This window comes from Aeromicrobium sp. Leaf291 (genome assembly GCF_001423365.1).
GTDB lineage: Bacteria > Actinomycetota > Actinomycetes > Propionibacteriales > Nocardioidaceae > Aeromicrobium.
Window position 1 is genome coordinate 1,685,478 of the sequence record NZ_LMNM01000001.1, and the last position, 14,609, is coordinate 1,700,086.

General features: G+C 73.3%; 14 protein-coding genes. 8 read left to right on the forward strand and 6 right to left on the reverse strand.

The window, feature by feature from the left end:
* The first annotated feature begins 16 nt into the window (after positions 1 to 16).
* Positions 17 to 856 (forward strand): 1-acyl-sn-glycerol-3-phosphate acyltransferase, encoded by an 840-nt coding sequence (locus ASF35_RS08350; protein WP_082480700.1) that lies wholly within the window; start codon positions 17 to 19, stop codon positions 854 to 856.
* The gene (locus ASF35_RS08355; RefSeq protein ID WP_055965428.1) at positions 856 to 1,857 is read left to right on the forward strand and encodes an NAD(P)H-dependent glycerol-3-phosphate dehydrogenase; all 1,002 of its coding nucleotides are present in this window, start codon (positions 856 to 858) and stop codon (positions 1,855 to 1,857) included. The genes ASF35_RS08350 and ASF35_RS08355 overlap by 1 nt, the downstream gene beginning before the upstream one ends.
* Before the next feature lie 21 nt (positions 1,858 to 1,878).
* Here the strand turns inward: ASF35_RS08355 and ASF35_RS08360 are convergent, their stop codons facing one another.
* Entirely contained in the window at positions 1,879 to 2,943 is a 1,065-nt protein-coding gene (locus tag ASF35_RS08360; RefSeq protein WP_055966410.1) for a PLP-dependent aspartate aminotransferase family protein, read from the reverse strand.
* A 111-nt stretch (positions 2,944 to 3,054) separates the two neighbouring features.
* On the opposite strand from ASF35_RS08360, the gene ASF35_RS08365 reads away from it, so the two are divergent.
* Entirely contained in the window at positions 3,055 to 4,146 is a 1,092-nt protein-coding gene (locus ASF35_RS08365) for a D-alanine--D-alanine ligase family protein (RefSeq protein ID WP_055965431.1), read from the forward strand.
* A gap of 682 nt (positions 4,147 to 4,828) precedes the next feature.
* Here the strand turns inward: ASF35_RS08365 and ASF35_RS18215 are convergent.
* Complete coding sequence (locus ASF35_RS18215) at positions 4,829 to 5,296, reverse strand: DUF3515 domain-containing protein (protein WP_055965434.1); 468 nt, start codon at positions 5,294 to 5,296, stop codon at positions 4,829 to 4,831.
* Positions 5,297 to 5,298: 2 nt separating this feature from the next.
* Positions 5,299 to 5,535 carry an Lrp/AsnC family transcriptional regulator gene (locus ASF35_RS18220; RefSeq protein ID WP_055966413.1) on the reverse strand — a complete coding sequence of 79 codons (237 nt, stop codon included), beginning with the start codon at positions 5,533 to 5,535 and terminating at the stop codon, positions 5,299 to 5,301.
* Between the two features lie 81 nt (positions 5,536 to 5,616).
* Between ASF35_RS18220 and ASF35_RS08380 the strand changes: the two genes are divergently transcribed.
* On the forward strand, positions 5,617 to 6,606 hold the full coding sequence (locus tag ASF35_RS08380) for a thiamine-phosphate kinase (protein ID WP_055965437.1): 990 nt from the start codon (positions 5,617 to 5,619) through the stop codon (positions 6,604 to 6,606).
* Between the two features lie 103 nt (positions 6,607 to 6,709).
* Here the strand turns inward: ASF35_RS08380 and ASF35_RS08385 are convergent, their stop codons facing one another.
* Together ASF35_RS08385 and rpmB are read right to left on the reverse strand one after the other, a co-directional pair.
* A complete protein-coding gene (locus ASF35_RS08385; protein ID WP_255354058.1) occupies positions 6,710 to 8,146 on the reverse strand; it encodes an amidase in 1,437 nt (478 codons plus the stop codon).
* Positions 8,116 to 8,301 carry a 50S ribosomal protein L28 gene (gene rpmB, locus ASF35_RS08390; RefSeq protein WP_055965440.1) on the reverse strand — a complete coding sequence of 62 codons (186 nt, stop codon included), beginning with the start codon at positions 8,299 to 8,301 and terminating at the stop codon, positions 8,116 to 8,118. Before rpmB ends, ASF35_RS08385 begins: the two co-directional genes overlap by 31 nt.
* 166 nt (positions 8,302 to 8,467) lie before the next feature.
* Here rpmB and ASF35_RS08395 point away from each other — a divergent pair, with 166 nt between their 5' ends.
* From ASF35_RS08395 to coaD, 4 genes are read left to right on the forward strand one after another with little or no spacing between them, the layout of a single operon-like run.
* The gene (locus tag ASF35_RS08395) at positions 8,468 to 10,063 is read left to right on the forward strand and encodes a DAK2 domain-containing protein (RefSeq protein ID WP_055965445.1); all 1,596 of its coding nucleotides are present in this window, start codon (positions 8,468 to 8,470) and stop codon (positions 10,061 to 10,063) included.
* 10 nt (positions 10,064 to 10,073) lie between these two features.
* On the forward strand, positions 10,074 to 12,254 hold the full coding sequence (locus tag ASF35_RS08400; RefSeq protein WP_055965449.1) for an ATP-dependent DNA helicase RecG: 2,181 nt from the start codon (positions 10,074 to 10,076) through the stop codon (positions 12,252 to 12,254).
* Positions 12,251 to 12,805 carry a 16S rRNA (guanine(966)-N(2))-methyltransferase RsmD gene (gene rsmD / locus ASF35_RS08405; RefSeq protein WP_055965453.1) on the forward strand — a complete coding sequence of 185 codons (555 nt, stop codon included), beginning with the start codon at positions 12,251 to 12,253 and terminating at the stop codon, positions 12,803 to 12,805. Before ASF35_RS08400 ends, rsmD begins: the two co-directional genes overlap by 4 nt.
* 13 nt (positions 12,806 to 12,818) lie before the next feature.
* Complete coding sequence (coaD, locus tag ASF35_RS08410) at positions 12,819 to 13,298, forward strand: pantetheine-phosphate adenylyltransferase (protein ID WP_055965456.1); 480 nt, start codon at positions 12,819 to 12,821, stop codon at positions 13,296 to 13,298.
* A 15-nt stretch (positions 13,299 to 13,313) separates the two neighbouring features.
* Here coaD and dinB read toward each other — a convergent pair whose 3' ends face one another.
* A complete protein-coding gene (gene dinB / locus ASF35_RS08415; protein ID WP_055965459.1) occupies positions 13,314 to 14,516 on the reverse strand; it encodes a DNA polymerase IV in 1,203 nt (400 codons plus the stop codon).
* Between the last annotated feature and the right edge of the window lie 93 nt (positions 14,517 to 14,609).

A 14,609-nucleotide genomic window follows, 5' to 3' on the forward strand; every position in this document is an offset into this window, starting at 1 on the left:
TCATAGGCTCGCCCCCATGGATCGCCCTGCGGATCGCCTCGTGCTCCCGAGAGCCACGCGGTGGATCGTCCGGATCCTCCGTCCGTTCCTCATGGTGGCGACGAAGCGGGACTGGCGCGGCGTCGAGAAGCTGCCGACGGACGGTGGCTACGTGCTCGCCCCGAACCACCTCTCGCACCTCGACCCGATCCTCATCAGCCACTTCATGGTCGACCACCAGGTCGCGCCTCGGTTCCTGGCGAAGGACACGCTGTTCTCGGTGAAGGGGCTGGGCGCGATCCTGCACGGCGCGGAGCAGATCCCGGTCCACCGCAGCACCGAGGGTGCGGCCGAGTCGCTGCGCTCGGCCGTGGCCGCCGTCGAGTCGGGCAAGGTCGTCACCATCTACCCCGAGGGCACGATCACCCGCGACCCCGAGCTCTGGCCCATGAGCGGACGGACCGGGGCCGTGCGCGTGGCCCTGGCCACCGGTCGACCGCTCGTGCCCATGGCGCAGTGGGGGGCCCAGAAGATCCTGTGGCCCTACACCAAGGTCCCGAAGTTCCTGCCGCGCAAGACCATCCACGTCGTGATCGGCGACCCGGTCGACCTGTCCGACCTCAGGGACCGGCCGCTCACCGAGGAGGTCCTGCGCACCGCCACGGGTCGACTCATGGACGCGCTCACGGCGATGGTCGGCGAGATCCGCGGTGAGCTGCCGACGGGGCCCCGCATCGACGTGCACACGCTGGCCCGGCCGCGCAGCGACTTCCGGGCGCCCCTCGAGGGCGGCCCCGCCCCCGCACCGAACGACCCCGCACCGCATGACGTTGCACCCGCCGATCCCGGCGGTGCCGACACCCCGAAGGAGCCGTGATGGTCAGGACTGCCGTGATGGGAGCAGGATCGTGGGGCACCGCGTTCGCCCTGGTGCTGGCCGACGCCGGCAACGAGGTGCGGCTGTGGGGACGCCGAGCCGAGCTCTGCGACGCGATCAACGCCACCCACGAGAACGCCGACTACCTGCCGGGGATCGAGCTGCCCGAGGCCATCCGGGCCACGAACGACCCCCGGGAGGCGCTCGACGGCGCGGAGGTGGTCGTGCTGGCCGTCCCGTCGCAGCAGCTGCGCGCCAACCTCGGGGACTGGGGCGCCGCGATCGGTGACGACGCCGTCCTGGTGAGCCTCATGAAGGGTGTCGAGCTCGGGACCCACCTGCGGATGAGCGAGGTCATCGCCGAGCTCACCGGTGCGGGCCCCGAGCGCATCGCCGTGGTCACCGGGCCCAACCTCGCCAAGGAGATCGCCCGCCGCGAGCCGGCGGCCAGCGTGGTGGCCTGCGCCGACCAGGCCGTGGCCGAGCGCCTCCAGCAGCTCTGCCACACCGCCGCCTTCCGTCCGTACACCAACACCGACGTCATCGGCTGCGAGCTGGGCGGCACCACGAAGAACATCATCGGCCTGGCGGTCGGGGTGTGCGTGGGACTCGGGTTCGGCGACAACACCAAGGCGTCGGTGATCACGCGCGGGCTGGCCGAGACCGCCCGCCTGGGCATCGCGATCGGCGCCGACCCGCTCACCTTCTCCGGGCTCGCCGGCATGGGCGACCTGGTCGCGACCTGCTCGTCCCCGTTGTCCCGCAACCGCAGCTTCGGCGAGAAGCTGGGCCAGGGGCTCAGCGTCGAGGAGGTCACCGCGCAGACCCGTCAGGTCGCCGAGGGCGTCAAGTCCTGCCAGTCGGTCGCCGAGCTCGCCGCCGCGCACGACGTCGACATGCCGATCGTCGCCCATGTCGCCGCGCTCATCGCCGGCGAGATGGACCCGGAGAACCTGGTCAAGGCCCTCATCTCGCGCGAGGCCAAGCCCGAGGTGCGCTGACGCGGACGTCGCCCCGAGGCGTCAGATCGACGCGAGGGAGCGTTCCACGTCGTACCAGATGTCCTCGACGTCCTCGATGCCCACGGACAGCCGCACGAGGTTCTCCGGCACGCCGGACGGCTCCTGCTCGTGGCGCCGTCGCCGCTCCCACGTGGACTCCACGCCGCCGAGGCTCGTGGCGTAGGTGATGACGTCGGACAGCTCGGTGACCTTCTGCGCCGTCTCGGGACCACCCAGGACCTCGAAGGAGACGATCGTGCCCCAGCCGGGGTAGCGGACGCCGGTGACGACCCGCGACGTCTGCAGCCGGGTGGCGATCTCGCGGGCGTTGGCCTCGGCGCGGTCCAGGCGCACGTGCAGGGTGCGGATGCCGCGGGTGGCGAGCCAGCACTCGAGTGCGCCGGGGATGGCACCGAGGTTCGCGCGCCGTGCCTCGATGGCCCGGTGCGCGCGGTCGTTCCCGGTGACGACCGCGCCCAGGATCACGTCGCTGTGGCCCGAGATCAGCTTCGAGGCCGAGTGCACCACGAAGTCGGCCCCGAGCTCGAGCGGCTTCTGGCGGAGCGGCGTCGCGAAGGTGTTGTCGACGGCCACGGCCGTGCCGGACCGCGCGGCCTCGCTCGCGATGCGCTCGATGTCGGCCACCTCCAGCAGCGGGTTGGTGGGCGACTCCAGCCACACGAGGGCGGCGTCGTCGGCGGCGTCGATCACGGCCTGGGTGTCGGTGACGTCGACGAGGCGCAGGTCGATGAGTCCGCGCCGGGCACGCTCGCGCAGCTGCACGAGGGTGCCGGAGTAGGCCGCCGCGGGCGCGACGACGGCCGCCCGCGCGGGCACGAGGTCGAACACCGCGGTCGTGGCGGCCTGGCCGGAGGCGAACGCCAGGGCGCGTCCGCCCTCGAGGGCACCCAGCACCTCCTCGAACGCGGTCCAGGCCGGGTTGCCGTGCCGCCCGTACTCGGAGTCCCCGCCGGGCACGAGCGCGCTCGCGAGCGTGATCGGTGCGTTGAGTGGTGCCCCCGGGGTGCGAGCGGGTCGACCGGCTCCGACGGCGATCGTCGAGGAGGAGAGGTCGGGTCCGTGCATGGCCACCATTGTGCCCCGCCGGTCCGCATCGGCCCAGGGCCCGGGGACCCCCTTCCGTCGGTGACGTGGCGCACGCTCGGGACAGGGGTGGCCGGGCTAGGCTGTCGTGCGATGAACTCCAGCGCACCGGCAGTGACTCCGACGGGGGACTCGACCGCTCGACCCAGGGTCGCCGTCGTGTTCGGCGGTCGGTCCAGCGAGCACGGGGTCTCGTGCCTCACCGCCCGCAACGTGGTGTCCGTGATCGACCGGGGTCGGTACGACGTGACCACCGTGGGGATCACCCCCGACGGACGATGGGTGCGCGACGACCTCGGGGGCGTCGTCCCCGACGGTGGTCTGCCGCACGTCGATCCCGACGGGGCGCCGTTCGCGTGGGAGGAGCTGCGTGACGTCGACGTGGTGCTGCCGCTGCTGCACGGCCCGTGGGGCGAGGACGGCACGATCCAGGGTCTGCTGGAGATGGCGGGAGTCCGGTACGTCGGCGCCGGGGTGCTCGCGAGCTCCGTCGGCATGGACAAGCCGTTCACCAAGACCGTGTTCTCGGCCGCCGGGCTGCCGCAGATCGCCTACGTGACGATCACCCCGCGCCAGTGGGACCTCGAGCGCGAGAAGGTGCTGGACCGGGTGCGGGCGCTGCGGCTCCCCGTCTTCGTGAAGCCCGCACGCGCCGGCTCCAGCTCGGGGGTGACGAAGGTCGACGACCCCTCGCAGCTCGTGGCCGCGGTGGAGGCGGCCCGTGAGCACGATCCGAAGGTGATCGTGGAGGCGGCCGCGATCGACAAGCGCGAGCTCGAGGTCGGCGTGGTCCAGCGTCTCGACGGCACGGCCGAGGCGAGCGTGGTGGGCGAGGTCCGCAACGACGACGCGACCCACGACTTCTACGACTTCGAGGCCAAGTACCTCGACGGCTCGAGCGCCAACCTCGTGCCCGCCGACATCTCCGACGTGCTGTCCGAGCGGATCCGCGCCTACGCGATCCAGGCCTTCGAGGCGCTGGGCTGCGAGGGGCTCGCCCGCGTCGACTTCTTCCTCACCGGCACGGCCCCGGACGGTCTCGTGGTCAACGAGATCAACACCATGCCGGGCTTCACCTCCACGTCGATGTTCCCCGTGCTGTGGGAGGCCAGCGGTGTCTCGTACGCCGACCTGGTCGACCGCCTGCTGCAGCTGGCCCTGCAGCGCGAGCCCGGTCTGCGTTAGGCCGGTCTCGGCCGCGTCGGCTCGGTCGCCGGTGGTCCTGGTGCTGCGCACCCGCGACCGCCGCTGTCGCTGCGTGGCCTGCGGTCCTCACGGACTCGCTGGTGCGCTGCTCCGGCCCGCTCTGGGAGTGGTCTCCCGAAGGGGCCTCGACCGACGGGCTGAGTGGGTGCCGGCCTGGGGTCTCGGGGCTCGGTCCGGGCCTGGGGTGGGCGGGTCGGCGGGTCGGCGGGTCGGCGGGTCGGCGCCACGATTCTTCCTTTGAGTTGAGGGCGGGCCACGATCCTTCCTTCGCGCGCACCAGCGGTGGATTCTCCACCGCTTTGGCGCTGATGCGGTGGAATCCCCACCGCGCGATGCCGGCGGTCGTCAGGGCTTCTCCCTTCGCGTGGAACGGTCCGCGAGAAGGGAGAAGCCTTGCCCGACCCGGGCACGCAGAAGGCGAATCGTGGCGCCGCTCCGGGCGCGGCCCACAGCCCGAGACTCCGGACCGAGCCCGACGCCGCCCGGCCGGTCGAGGCCCCTTTCGGAGACCACTCCCAGCGCGAGCCGGAGCGGCGTAGCAGCGGGTCCGGTCGAACCGCACGCAGCGCAGCAGAAGGTCGAGTCGAACCGCGGCCGACGCTGCGAGCTGGGGACGAGCCGCCGCCAGTGCAGAGGCGGTCCGTCTCGGATCAGTCGACGCTCAGCCGCGGCAGGGCTGCTCGACCGGCAGGTGCTTGTCGATGCTCTCGGCGAGGTCGACCAGCACGTCGGCCGCGGGGTCGTGCACGGCCGGGACGTCGACCTCGACGTTCGCGCGTCGGCCGACGGTCGTGAAGCGGAAGCCGTTGGCCGTCTGCTCGTCGAACCAGTCGACCCCGTCGACGAGCTTGCACTCGGAGGTGGGCTCGAACGCCTCGGGCGTGGGGACGCCGCAGCGCAGCACCACGGGCGGGTCGCCCCACGCCGCGGCGGGGACGTCCTGCTCGAGGGTGCGTCGGTCGAGGCCGTCCACCGACGAGGGCAAGTCGGCGATCAGTGCCCCGCAGTCGACGTCGGTTCCCGGTGCGGTGGGGTAGGCGTCGACGAGCACGCCGCTGCCGCAGGCCGCGAGCGGGACGAGGCTCGCGGCGACGACGAGGCCGAGACGACGCCCGGCGTGGCGGGGCACCGTCAGATCTTGACGACGGGGCAGGTCAGCGTGCGGGTGATGCCGGGGACCTTCTGGATGCTCTGGACGACGAGCGTGCCGAGCTGGTCCATCGAGGGACCTTCTGCGCGGACGATCACGTCGTACGGGCCGGTGACGTCCTCGGACACCGTGACACCCTGGATCGCGGCGATCTCCTGCGCGACCTGGGAGGCCTTGCCGACCTCGGTCTGGACGAGGATGTAGGCCTGGACCGTCATGCTGACCTCCGTGCTCGGGAACCTCGACACCATACTCGACCTCGCAGGTGGGTCGCCGCCCGGCTGGTCCACAATGGGCGGGTGCCAGCACAGGAGCAGGGAGCGGCCGACGCCTCGAGTCCGTCGTCGGTGTCCGACGTGGGCGAGTTCGGCCTCATCGACCAGGTGCAGGCGGCCGCGGGATCGCACCCGCGGGTGCTGATCGGACCCGGTGACGACGCTGCGCACGTGCGGACCCACGACGGGACGTTCGTGGTCTCCACGGACCTCCTCGTGGAGGGTCGGCACTTCCGGCGCGACTGGTCCTCGGCGCTCGAGATCGGCCGCAAGGCCGCCGCGGCGAACCTGTCGGACGTCAACGCCATGGGGGGTGTGGCCACGGCGCTCACGGTCGGGCTCGGCGTCCCCGCGGACACTCCGTCGGCCTGGGTCGTGGAGCTGGCGAAGGGGTTCGAGCAGGAGGCCGCTCTCGTCGGTGCACACGTGGTGGGCGGTGACATGACGGCCAGCGACGTCGTGGTGGTCGCGGTCACCGTCATGGGCGACGCGCCGCGACCGGTGCGCCGGTCGGGTGCCCTGCCCGGCGACGTCGTGGCGGTGGCAGGACGGCTGGGCTGGTCCGCTGCCGGGTACGCCGCGATGAGCCGCGGGTTCCGCTCGCCGAAGGCTGCGGTGGAGGCGCACCGCTGCCCCCGGCCTCCGTACGCGGCGGGTCCGGCGGCCGCCGATGCCGGCGCGACGGCCATGATCGACGTGAGCGACGGTCTCCTCGCCGACCTCGGCCACGTCGCCGTGGCCAGCGGGGTGCTCATCGACCTGCGGTCGTCGACGCTCGCGATCGACGAGCCCGTGCGCACCGTGGCGGAGGCGCTCGGCACCGATCCGCTCGCGATGGTCCTGACCGGGGGCGAGGACTTCGCCCTCGCTGCCACGTTCAGCTCGGCGACCGAGCTGCCGGCCGGGTGGTCCGTCATCGGCTCGGTGCGCGACGTCGCGGGGGAGGAGTCGCCCGCGGTGCACGTCGACGACGCCCCCTGGGACGGCGACACCGGCTGGCAGCACTGGCGCTGACTCGCGCCGTACGACCATCCGCTGACCGAGTAGCCGCCCCGGCGACGAAGGAGCACGGGGTGGTGTGTCGAGATCGAGGCCTTGGCGCCGCCGAGCGGGAGCGTCAGTCCTGGATGCGCGCGAACGGCTGGGCGGCCTCGAGCTCGTAGGACAGCTCGAGCAGCGTGCGCTCGTCGCCGTGCAGCGCCTGGAGCTGGACGCCGATCGGCAGGCCCTCGGCGGTGCGGCCGAGCGGCAGCGAGACGGCGGGGGAGCCCGTGGCGTTGTTGAGTGGGGTGAACGCGGCGTACCGGACCAGGCGGTCGAACATCTCCGGGAACGCGCCGTTGGGTGACAGGTGCCCCAGGCGCGGCGTGGTGTGCGCCAGCGTGGGGGAGAGCGCGGCGTCGAGACGGTTCTCGGCGAAGTGCTCGCGCAGCTCGTGCTCGCTGCGCTTGAGCGTACGGATCGCCCCCGGCGTGCGCCAGAACGAGCGGGCGAAGCGGCGCGCCAGGTGCTGCGTGAGGGGGTCGGTGGCCGACTTGTCGAACTGCGGGTGCATGACCCGCTTGCCGAAGTGGTGGGTCGAGAAGGCCAGCATCGCCCAGTAGTGCTTGAACGCCTCGGCGAAGGCGTCGGCCGCGGGCAGCGGCACCTCCACGACCTCGTGCCCGAGCGACGTGAGTCGATCCGCCGTGGCGAGCACCGTCGCGCGGGTCTCGTCGTCGGTCGGCGTGTCGGTGAGCGAGTCGAGCACCAGGCCGATGCGCAGACGACGGTCGCCCGGTCCCTCGACGAGGCCGACGAGGGGGAGCCCCGGGGCCGTGCGGTGCGCCTCGGCCGCGGCCAGGAAGTGGGCGGTGTCGCGCACGGTGCGCGTGACCACGCCGTTGCAGACGACGTCGACGGGCATCTGCTCGGCGTGGGCGTCAGGCGCCAGCCGTCCCCGGGTCGGCTTGAGCCCGACCAGGCCGCACGCGGCGGCGGGGATGCGGATGGAGCCGCCACCGTCGTTGGCGTGGGCGATCGGGACGACGCCGGACGCGACGAGCGCTGCTGCGCCGCCGGAGGAGGCGCCGCTGGAGAAGTCGGTGTCCCACGGGTTGTGGGTGGCTTCCCACTGGTCGAACTCGGTGCTGGCGCTCCAGCCGAACTCCGGGAGGGAGGACTTGCCGAGCGGGACGAGGCCGGCGGCGCGCAGCTGCGTGGTGAACGGCGCGTCGGCCGCGGCCGGTGTCGGCGGGATGGCGCGCGAGCCCTGCCGCGTGGGCAGGCCTGCGACGTCGGTGTTGTCCTTGACGAACGTCGGGACGCCGGCGAGTCGACCTGTCAGGGGGCCGGACGCCAGGGCGAGCGCACGCTCGAAGTCGTCGACGACGATCGCGTTGAGGTGCGGCTCGACCGCGGCTGCACGGGCGACGGCAGCCTGAGCAGCCTCGACCGCGCTGATGCTTCCATCGGCGATCGAGGCCGCCACGCCGACGGCGTCGAGCTCACCGAGAGCATCGTCGCCGAAGGCATGGACGTGCTTCAGCGGCTGACCTTGCCGGCCTTGAGGCACGACGTGCAGACGTTCAGGCGCTTGGGCGTGCCGTCGACGACGGCGCGCACGCGCTGGATGTTGGGGTCGAAACGACGCTTCGTGCGTCGGTGCGAGTGGGACACGTTGTGGCCGAAGCCAGGTCCCTTGGTGCACACGTCACAAACCGCTGCCACAGTGACCACTCCTGCTAACTCGATACGGGGATTCGTCGGACGACGAAAGATGAGGGGCGCCCGCACGGCGGGCAACCGCTCAAGGATAGCCGATGCCCACCGGGCGGGGCCAATCGCCCGTCGCGGGTGCCACCGGTACGTCCTGGGGCCACGCTAACCTCACCCCATGGTGCTGCGCCTGCGTCCCGACGCCTTCCGTGCGTGGACCCAGCTGTGCGTGCAGGCGCTGTCGGCCACCCGGGCCGAGATCGACGCGCTCAACGTGTTCCCGGTCCCCGACAGCGACACCGGGACCAACGCCTACCTGACCTTCGTGGCCGGGGCCGACGCGGTGGCGGCACTGCCCGACGACGTCGCCCTCGCCGACCTCGTCCGCGCCCACACCGACGGCCTGCTCACGGGAGCCAAGGGCAACAGCGGCGTCATCCTCTCCCAGCTCGTGCGCGCCACCTTCCACGACCTGTCCCTCGACGCCCCCGTCGAGCCCGCCGACGTCGCGCGGTCCTTCCGGGCCGCGTCCGATGCCGCGCACGCCGCCGTGGGTCGGCCGGTCGAGGGCACCATCTTGTCGGTGGCCCGGGCGGCGGCCGAGGGGGCCGAGCACGCGGTGGAGTCCGGCGCGGAGGCCCGCGACGTGTTCGCCCTGGCTGCCGCGTCGGCGCGGGTCGCGCTGGCCAGGACGCCCGAGCAGATGCCGAGGCTCGCCCAGGCCGGCGTGGTCGACGCGGGCGGTCGCGCCCTCGTGGTGGTGCTCGACGCCACCGAGCGCGCCCTCACCGGCCGCGCCCCCGAGCCGGCGGCCCACCACGTGCCGCGCCCCGTGGCGCCCGCCGGCGACGACTTCGTCGAAGGGGGTCCGGGCTACGAGGTCATGTACCTGCTCGACGCCGACGACAGCGAGATCCCCGCACTGCGCACCGCGCTCGACGGCCTGGGCGACTCGCTCGTCGTCGTGGGCGGCGAACGGCTGTGGAACGTCCACGTGCACGTCGACGACGTGGGCGCCGCGATCGAGGCCGGCATGCAGGCCGGCCGGCCGTACCGCATCGCCGTCACCCACTTCGCCGACCAGATCGCCCGTCAGCGGGGCGAGGCCGCGGTCGGTCGTGCCGTCGTGGTGGCCGCCACCGGCGCCGGGCTGGCCGACCTGTGCCGCGAGGCCGGGGCCCACGTCCTCGAGTTCACCCGTGACCGGCCGGTCGACGTCGCCACGATGCTCGGGACGCTGCGCTCCCTCGACGTCGCGGAGATCGTGGTGCTGCCCAACAACCAGCGCTACGTCGGCCTGTTCGACGCGGCGGCCAAGCAGGTGCGCGCCGACGGCGTGCGCGTCGCGGTCATCCCCACCCACGCCCAGGTGCAGGGTCTGGCGGCACTGGCGGTCCACGACCCCGGCCTGGACTTCGACGAGGACGTCGTCGCCATGTCGAGCGCGGCCGCCCACACCCAGCACGGCGCCGTCACGGTGGCCACCGAGCCGGGCATCACGATGGCCGGCCCGTGCGACGTCGGCGACGTGCTCGGCGTCGTCTCCGGCGACTTCGCGGTGGTCGGTCACGACGTCGCCGAGGTCGCGGGTGCGGTCCTCGACCGGCTCGTGTCCCCGGCGGCCGAGCTGGTCACCCTGGTCGTCGGCGACGGAGCCGACGACGACGTCGCGCAGGAGCTGTCCCGCCGCCTCCGGGCCGAGCGGGTCGACGTCGACGTGGTCGTCTACCAGGGCGGCCAGGAGAACTACCCGCTGTTCGTCGCGGTGGAGTAGGAGTGGGGCAGTGAGCACGACCCCCGCAGGCACGCCGACCAACCCGCCGCACCGTCGGCTGCGCTCGGTCGTGGGTGACGCGACGGCCAAGAAGCTGGCCACGCTCGGCCTCGAGACCATCGACGACCTGCTGCGCCACTACCCGCGGCGCTACGTGTCGCTGGGCGAGATGACCGACCTCGCGGCGCTCCAGGTCGGCCAGTACGCCACGGTCATGGCCCGCGTGGTCGAGGCGGTGAACCGGCGCTTCGGGCCGGGCGGGCGCAAGACCCGCACGGAGGTGACCATCACCGACGGGAACGCGCGGATCACCCTCACCTTCTTCTCCCAGCCGTGGCGGCAGGCGCAGCTGGCGCCCGGCACCGTCGGGCTGTTCGCCGGCGAGGTCGGGGCCTTCAACGGCCGTCTCCAGCTCACCCACCCGTTGTACGAGCCGCTCGAGGGCCCCGACGCCATGGAGGGGCGGATCGCGCGCGGCATCATCCCGATCTACCGGGCGAGCGCGAAGATCCCCTCGCTCGCCATCGAGCGCTCCGTCGAGACGGTGCTGGCGATCGCCGACGTCGAGGACCCGGTCCCGGCCGGCGTCCGGGCGTCCCGGGGCCTGCCGGCCGCCGCCGAGGCGTTCGAGATGATCCACCGGCCCCGCTCCACCGAGCAGTGGCAGCTCGCGCGCGACCGCTTCCGCTTCGAGGAGGCGTTCGTGCTGCAGACGGTGTTCGCCCAGCGTCGGCACGCCGCCCTGGGCCAGTCCGCAGCACCGCGACCCCGTCGCGTCGGCGGTCTGCGCGACGCCTTCGAGGAGCAGCTGCCGTTCACGCTCACCGACGGCCAGCGTTCCGTGGTGGCCGAGATCGAGGCCGATCTGGCCCGCGAGCACCCGATGCACCGGCTGCTCCAGGGCGAGGTCGGCTCGGGCAAGACGATCGTCGCGCTCCTGGCCATGCTCCAGGTCGTCGACGACGGTGCGCAGGCCGTGCTCCTGGCGCCCACCGAGGTGCTGGCCGCGCAGCACCACCGCGGCATCACGGCCATGCTCGGGGCGCTCGCGCAGGGCGGGATGCTCGGGGGAGCGGCCGAGGGCACGCGGGTGCGGCTGCTCACCGGGTCCATGGGGGCCAAGGCGCGCAAGGAGGCCCTGCTCGACGCCGCGTCCGGTGCCGCCGGGATCGTCATCGGCACCCACGCGGTGCTGCAGGACACCGTGCAGCTGGCCGAGCTCGGGCTCCTGGTGATCGACGAGCAGCACCGGTTCGGCGTCGAGCAGCGCGCCGTGCTGGTCGACCGCACGGAGGTCAAGCCACACGTCCTCGTCATGACGGCCACGCCCATCCCGCGCACGATCGCGATGACGGTGTTCGGCGACCTCGAGACCTCGACGTTGAGCGAGCTGCCCGGCGGACGTCGGCCCGTCCAGACCACCGTGGTCCCGGCGGCGGAGCGGCCCGACTGGCTCGCCCGGGCCTGGGACCGGGTGCGCGAGGAGGTCGCCGAGGGCCGCCAGGCCTACGTGGTCGTGTCGCGGATCGGTCAGGACGCCGAAGGGGCAGCGGTCGAGGCCGCCGACCCCGACGCCCCACCGACCCGGTCCCTGCTCGACCTGCACGACGAGCTGGCCGCCGGGCCGCTCGAGGGCCTGCGCCTGGGCATGCTGCACGGACGCCAGCCGGCCGACGAGAAGGACGCCACGATGACCGGCTTCGCGCGGGGCGAGATCGACGTGCTCGTGGCCACGACGGTGATCGAGGTGGGGGTCGACGTGCCCAACGCCACGGTGATGGTGGTCGTCGACGCCGAGCGGTTCGGGGTGTCGCAGCTGCACCAGCTGCGCGGACGGGTCGGGCGTGGTGGCCACCCCGGCCTGTGCCTGCTGGTCACCTCGGCGGAGGAGGAGTCGCCGTCGCGCGAGCGTCTCGACGCGGTCGCGTCCACGTCCGACGGCTTCGCCCTGTCGCGGCTCGACGCCGAGCAGCGGCGCGAGGGCGACGTGCTGGGCGCCGCCCAGTCGGGCATCCGCAGCAGCCTGCGCCTGCTGTCGGTGGTCAAGGACGAGAAGGTCATCGCCGACGCGCGTGAGGTCGCGACCGCCTTCGTCGAGTCCGATCCCGCGCTCGACTCGGCACCGGACCTGCGGCTCGCCGTCGACCGGCTCGAGGAGTCCCGGCAGGCCGACTACCTGGAGCGCACGTGACGCGGGTGATCGCCGGTCGGTGGGGCGGTCGCCGGCTCCGCACGCCCCCCGGCGACGGCACCCGTCCCACGTCCGACCGTGTGCGCGAGTCGCTCTTCGCGTCGTTGGTCTCGCTGTTCGGGGGCCTGGACGGGCTCCGGGTGCTCGACGTCTACGCCGGGTCCGGTGCGCTCGCCCTCGAGGCGCTGTCGCGTGGTGCCGCCTCGGCCGACCTGGTCGAGTCCGACCGTCGGGCAGCGCAGGTGGCACAGCAGAACGTCCGCGACCTCGGCGCCGAGGCCGTCGTGCACCGCACGAGCGCGGCGAGCTTCGTCGGGTCGGCGACGGGTCCCTACGACCTGGTCCTCCTGGACCCGCCCTACGCCGTCGGCACCGACGACGTCGCGGCCGTCGTCACCGGGCTCCACGCGGTGCTGGCCGACGACGCCGTGGTGGTGGTGGAGCGCTCGACCCGCACGCCGTTCGCGTGGCCGCCGGGCTTCGAGGGCTTCCGGGAGCGGGCCCACGGCGAGACGACCGTGTGGTTCGGAGCCCGCAGCGACGAGCCCTGATAGCGTCGGCGCTGTGACCCGTGTCGTCTGCCCCGGCTCCTTCGACCCGGTGACCAACGGTCACCTCGACATCGTGCGCCGGGCTTCCCGGCTGTTCGACGAGGTGGTCGTGGCCGTGCTGGTCAACGAGAACAAGAAGAGCCTGTTCTCGCTCGAGGAGCGCATGGACCTGCTCGCCCGAGCCACCTCCGACCTGCCGAACGTGTCGGTGGACTCCTTCCAGGGCCTGCTGGTCGACTTCTGCACCGAGCACGACGTGTCGGCCATCGTGAAGGGCCTGCGGGCGGTCTCGGACTTCGACTACGAGCTGCAGATGGCCCAGATGAACGGCAGCCTCACCGACGTCGACACCGTGTTCATCCCCACCAGTCCCGAGTACTCCTTCCTGGCCTCGAGCCTGGTCAAGGAGGTCGCGAAGGGCGGGGGAGACGTGAGCGGGCTGGTGCCCGACTTCGTGCTCGCGCGCCTGGACGAGGTCTTCGGCCGCTCCTGAGCTCCGGCGGACGGCTCAGTCGTCCGGCAGCGTCGGCATGGCGGGCCGCTCGCCCCGCCCGAGCTGGGCACCTCGACGCACCGCGCGTGCTCCGAAGCGATCACGCACGGCGTCGACCGCCGAGTCGAGCCCGGGGTCGTCGGCGGCCGTGAGCGGGAGCAGCAGCTGCTCGCCGTGGTCGTCGAGGCCGGCGGCCTGGAAGCCGACGAGGGTGATGCCCCGCCGAGCGATCTCGCCGTGACGCGACCGCAGCAGGTGCATCACCGCCTCGAGCAGCACCTGGGTGTGGGCGCTCGGCCGGGGCAGCGTGTGCGAGGTGGTGGAGCTGGTGAAGTCGTCGAACCGCACCCGCAGCACCACGGTCGACGCCGTCCGCCCCGCCGAGCGCAGACGCCGAGCCACGCGGTCGACGAGGCCGAGGAGCACCACCTCGACCTCCTGAGGGGCCCGTTCACCCCGGCCGAGGGCGTGCTGGGCCCCCATGGAGCGCCGCGACGGACGGGCCCGCACGCGCCGCGGGTCGTGGCCCGAGGCGAGGGCGTGCAGGTGTCCGGCCGCACCGGCACCGACCAGCGAGGCGAGCTCGCCGCGCTCCAGGGCGGCGACGTCGGCGATGGTGCGGATGCGGGCGGCGTGCAGCTTCTCGGTGGTGCGCGGCCCGACGCCCCACAGGGCCTGGACCGGCAGGGACAGCAGGAAGCGCCGTTCGTCGTCGAGCGGGATCACGAGCAGGCCGTCGGGCTTGGCCATGGCGCTGCCGACCTTGGCGAGGTACTTGGTGCGCGCGACGCCCACCGAGATGGGCAGCCCGACCCGCTCGCGCACGTCGGCGCGCAGCTGCGTGGCGATCTGCGACGGTGCGCCCCGGATGCGGCGGAGGCCGCCGACCTCGAGGAACGCCTCGTCGATCGAGACGCCCTCGACCAGCGGGGTGGTGTCGTCGAAGACGGCGAACACCTCGCGGCTGGCCTGCGTGTAGGCCGCCGGACGGGGCGGCACCACCACCAGGTCGGGGCACAGCCGGAGGGCCCGCCGCAGCCCCATCGCCCCCTTCACGCCTCGGGCGCGTGCCTCGTAGGAGGCGGCCATGACCACGCCCCCGCCGACGGCCACCGGACGACCGCGCAGCGCGGGGTCGTCGCGGATCTCGACGGAGGCGAAGAAGGAGTCGAGGTCGGCGTGCAGCACCGTTCCCTCGCGCTCCGCCGACGTCTCCACGGCTCGAGGGTCCCACCATCCACCGACATGCGGGGGCCCGTCGCTCCGGGGGGAGCCCCGGAGGGCCCGGGCGGGTCGGAGGGTGCAGGTACG

What these genes read in the sequence shown, in the direction of transcription:
- ASF35_RS08350 (WP_082480700.1), top strand. Translation starts at nt 17, where the DNA reads ATGGATCGCCCTGCGGATCGCCTCGTGCTCCCGAGAGCCACGCGGTGG.
- ASF35_RS08395 (WP_055965445.1), top strand. Translation starts at nt 8,468, where the DNA reads ATGGTGCTGCGCCTGCGTCCCGACGCCTTCCGTGCGTGGACCCAGCTG.
- ASF35_RS08360 (WP_055966410.1), bottom strand. Translation starts at nt 2,943, where the DNA reads ATGCACGGACCCGACCTCTCCTCCTCGACGATCGCCGTCGGAGCCGGT.
- ASF35_RS18220 (WP_055966413.1), bottom strand. Translation starts at nt 5,535, where the DNA reads ATGACGGTCCAGGCCTACATCCTCGTCCAGACCGAGGTCGGCAAGGCC.
- ASF35_RS08355 (WP_055965428.1), top strand. Translation starts at nt 856, where the DNA reads ATGGTCAGGACTGCCGTGATGGGAGCAGGATCGTGGGGCACCGCGTTC.
- ASF35_RS08365 (WP_055965431.1), top strand. Translation starts at nt 3,055, where the DNA reads ATGAACTCCAGCGCACCGGCAGTGACTCCGACGGGGGACTCGACCGCT.